This is a genomic window from Paraburkholderia sp. 2C (genome assembly GCF_054589215.1).
Genome location: NZ_BAAILL010000080.1, coordinates 64722 through 68263, shown reverse-complemented (window position 1 = coordinate 68263; position 3542 = coordinate 64722). Strand labels below are relative to the sequence as shown.

At 64.4% G+C, this 3542-nt stretch carries 4 protein-coding genes; all 4 read right to left on the bottom strand.

All coding sequences use genetic code 11. The features are described 5' to 3' along the window. Positions 1 to 73: 73 nt before the first annotated feature. The 4 genes from ACYPXD_RS33505 to ACYPXD_RS33490 all read right to left on the bottom strand — a co-directional run bounded on the left by ACYPXD_RS33505 (position 74) and on the right by ACYPXD_RS33490 (position 3298). Positions 74 to 1081, bottom strand: a complete 1008-nt coding sequence (locus tag ACYPXD_RS33505; RefSeq protein ID WP_459722688.1) for a S49 family peptidase — start codon at positions 1079 to 1081, stop codon at positions 74 to 76. A 117-nt stretch (positions 1082 to 1198) separates the two neighbouring features. After that, the gene (locus ACYPXD_RS33500; RefSeq protein WP_459722685.1) at positions 1199 to 1606 is read right to left on the bottom strand and encodes a Rieske (2Fe-2S) protein; all 408 of its coding nucleotides are present in this window, start codon (positions 1604 to 1606) and stop codon (positions 1199 to 1201) included. Then, complete coding sequence (locus ACYPXD_RS33495) at positions 1603 to 2262, bottom strand: HAD-IA family hydrolase (RefSeq protein ID WP_459722680.1); 660 nt, start codon at positions 2260 to 2262, stop codon at positions 1603 to 1605. Before ACYPXD_RS33495 ends, ACYPXD_RS33500 begins: the two co-directional genes overlap by 4 nt. Beyond that, positions 2243 to 3298: an RluA family pseudouridine synthase gene (locus tag ACYPXD_RS33490; protein ID WP_459722676.1), complete on the bottom strand. Its 1056-nt coding sequence runs from the start codon at positions 3296 to 3298 to the stop codon at positions 2243 to 2245. Before ACYPXD_RS33490 ends, ACYPXD_RS33495 begins: the two co-directional genes overlap by 20 nt. Positions 3299 to 3542: the final 244 nt, after the last annotated feature.

The following is a 3542-nucleotide window of genomic DNA, read 5'->3' as shown; positions in this document are numbered from 1 at the left end:
GGCCGTGCCGCCACGGCCGCGTCGCGCGCCGCCCGACGCGCGCGACACTCAGCCCGGCTCACCGCGAACCAGCTCACCGCAAACCCGGTTTCCCGCCGGCAATCATCGCGTGAATCGCCGCACTGCCGACTGCCGCGCCGAACTTGCGCGCGACGCGGTCGGTGATGCTTTCCTTCACCGTATAGTCGACGACGTCCGGCGCCTTGATGATCTCGCGCGCGACGTAATCGGTATCGCCGAAGCCGTCCGCCAACCCCAGTTCGACGCTTTTCTCGCCGGTCCAGAACAGTCCCGAGAAGACGTCCGGCGTTTCGTGCAGCCGCTTGCCGCGCCCCTGACGCACCGCGTCGATGAACTGCGCGTGAATCTGGTCGAGCATCTGCTGAGCGTGCGCGTCCATCTTCGGCGTTTCGGGCGAGAACGGATCGAAGAAACCCTTGTTTTCGCCCGAGGTATGCAGACGCCGCTGGATGCCGAGCTTGTCCATCAAACCGGTAAAGCCGAAGCCGTCCATCAGCACGCCGATCGAGCCGACGATGCTCGCCTTGTCGACATAAATCTTGTCCGCCGCGGCGGCCGCATAGTAGCCGCCCGACGCGCACATATCGCCGACCACGACGTAAAGCGGAATCGACGGATGCTTGCTGCGCAGCCGCCGGATTTCGCTATAGATAATGCCCGCCTGCACAGGGCTGCCGCCCGGGCTATTGCAATGCAGGACCACGCCCGCGGTGCCGGCGTCTTCGAAGGCATCGTCGAGCGCGTTATTGATGTCCTGGGCGTTCGCATTGGTATCGGACGAAATCTCGCCCTCGAGCGAAACGAGCGCCGTATGACGGCCGGTCGCCGCGACATGGTCGCCCGTCAGGTCGAACACGCCCCAGCCGATCACGACGAGAATCGCGAGAAACACGAAGCGAAAGAAGATGCGCCAGCGCCGCGCGGCACGCTGCTCGGCAATCGCGGCGAGCGCGATGCGCTCGAGCGCGGCGCGCTCCCAGCCGGGCTCGTTGCCGGCTGCGGGTTTGCGCTCGGCCGCCTTGTTCGCTTCGTTGGAATCGGGAGTGAGATTGTCAGACATGCGTTGCCGCCTGCATCGATTGGATTGGTGTTCCGGGAATGAATCGGGGAATGGTCAAGGTGCGTCGGGTGCGGCGCTCGTCAGTGAAACCAGCGGTCGAAAATCAGGGGTCGAAAATCAGCGATCGAAACCCAGCGGCCGAAGCTCGTCGTCCGGCAGCCAGAAAACCGCGCGCCCTTCGGGCGTTTCGCGCTCTTCGACCCGCACCGGATGCAGCCTCCCGCCACGGCACGGACCGCCGACGCATTTCCCCGTATCCGGCGCGTAGATCGCGCCGTGCGTCGAGCACATCAAGTATAAACCGGTCGATTCGAAGAACTGACCTTCGACCCAGTCGAGCTCCATCGGCACATGCGCGCAACGGTTCAGGTAGCCGTATGCCGTGCCATCGTAGCGCACGAAGAATACAACGACGTTACCGTTGCCATCGGTCGCGTCGCGCCGCATGCCGGCGCCGCCGTCGACAAGTTCGCTGGACGCGCACACGCGCACGGATTCGACCGATGCGGAGTTCGTGCCCATCATGCGTGCTCGCGCAACCAGTCGGACAGCGAGCCGATGCTTTCAGCGATGTATTTCGGCCCGAAAGCCGATAGCGAGCCGGCTGGATGCGCGCCGTAAGCAACGCCGACGCCGGCGACGCCCGCATTCGACGCCATTTGCAGGTCGTGCGTCGTGTCGCCGATCATGACCGTGCGCGCCGGGTCCTGGCCGAGCTCGCGCGTCAACTCGTGCAGCATTGCCGGGTGTGGCTTCGAGAAGGTTTCGTCGGCGCAGCGCGTGCCGTCGAAGAGGCTCGTCAGACGCACCTGATCGAGCGCGCGATTCAGGCCCACGCGGCTCTTGCCGGTCGCGATCGCCAGCAGGTAACCGGTGTCGCGCAGCTCGGTCAGCAGTTCGCGCGCGCCCTCGAAAAGCTCGGTGGTCTGGTCTTTCACGAGGAAATGGAAGCGATAGCGTTCGGCAAGCCGCGGGTAGTCGGCGGGGTCCAGCGTCGGCGCGGCGATTTGCAGCGCATCGCGCAGGCCAAGGCCGATCACATAGCTCGCCGCCTCGGTCGCCGGCACCGGCAGCCCGAGATCGCGGCACGCGGCCTGAATGCTGCGCGCGATATGCGCGGTCGAATCCATCAACGTGCCGTCCCAATCGAAGACGATCAGATCAAATTGCTGTCGAGCCATGCGTGTGCGTCTCGTTATCAGGTGAGGTCCGGGCGGGAGGTTGCCCGTTCAGCTCGGCAAGCTGCGTAATAAAGCGCCGGCACTCGTCGGGCAGCCGCGCCTCGAACTGCAGCGTCTCGCGGGTCGCCGGATGCGTGATCTTAAGCCGGTACGCGTGCAGAAACATGCGTTTCAGGCCGGGCACGGCGTTCGCACGCGCCAGCGCCTTGTTCAGCGCGAAATCGCCGTACTTCGCGTCGCCGACGATCGGCAGCCCCAAATGAGCCAGATGGACGCGTATCTGATGGGTCCGACCCGTTTTCAGTTCCGCTTCAAGGAGGACGTACTCGGGCCAGCGGTCGACGAGATTGAACACCGTATGCGACGGCAGCCCGTCCGGCTGGACCCGCACGCGCCGCTCGCCGTCGGGCAGCAGATATTTGTGCAGCGGCTCCTTGACCGCCCGGCGCCGGCCCCAGTCGCTCGCCCATTCGCCGTGCGCACAGGCGTAATAGCGCTTGTCGACGCGGTTTTCGCGAATCTGCTCGTGCAGATCGACGAGCGCCGCGCGCTTTTTCGCGAGCATCAGCACGCCCGACGTTTCGCGGTCGAGCCGGTGCACCAGTTCGAGGAATTTCGCCTGCGGCCGCGCCGCGCGCAGCTGCTCGATCACGCCGAACGCGACGCCGCTGCCGCCGTGCACGGCGACGCCGGCCGGCTTGTCGATCACGAGCAGGTGGTCGTCTTCGAACAGCACGGTGAAATGGGCGGAAGGCGGCGGCACAGGCGCCGCCTCGGCTGCGCCATGCGCGATGCGAACCGGCGGCACGCGAACCAGATCGCCGTACGCCAGCCTGTATTGCGCATCGACGCGCCCCTTGTTGACGCGCACTTCCCCGCTGCGCAGGATGCGATAAATATGGCTTTTGGGCACACCTTTACAGATGCGCAACAAAAAATTATCGATCCGCTGACCCGCCGCGCTGTCGTCGATTTCGATCATCGACACCTGATCACCTGCGACCGGTTTCTGCGAATTTTTGCCTAACTCTTTCATTCTGAATATAATTTGCCCAGCAGTCTGCGGCGGGAGCGGGTTCGGCCGGCATGATGAAACCGACGCCGGTAACCTGAGCGCGGTTCAAACGTAGTCGAACCACGGTCGAATCGCAGCTAAACCGCGGGCGGATTGCACAGGTGCAGGTGTTAAACCAACATCTTACTTGCGCCAGGGGCGGGTTGCTCACCCCAAAATGAGATGCAACAAGTTGCACGCACGGAAACCGTGCCCGGCAGGGACA

Coding starts and splice junctions, on each gene's coding strand:
- ACYPXD_RS33505 (WP_459722688.1), bottom strand. CDS start 1,081: ATGTCTGACAATCTCACTCCCGATTCCAACGAAGCGAACAAGGCGGCC.
- ACYPXD_RS33500 (WP_459722685.1), bottom strand. CDS start 1,606: ATGATGGGCACGAACTCCGCATCGGTCGAATCCGTGCGCGTGTGCGCG.
- ACYPXD_RS33495 (WP_459722680.1), bottom strand. CDS start 2,262: ATGGCTCGACAGCAATTTGATCTGATCGTCTTCGATTGGGACGGCACG.
- ACYPXD_RS33490 (WP_459722676.1), bottom strand. CDS start 3,298: ATGAAAGAGTTAGGCAAAAATTCGCAGAAACCGGTCGCAGGTGATCAG.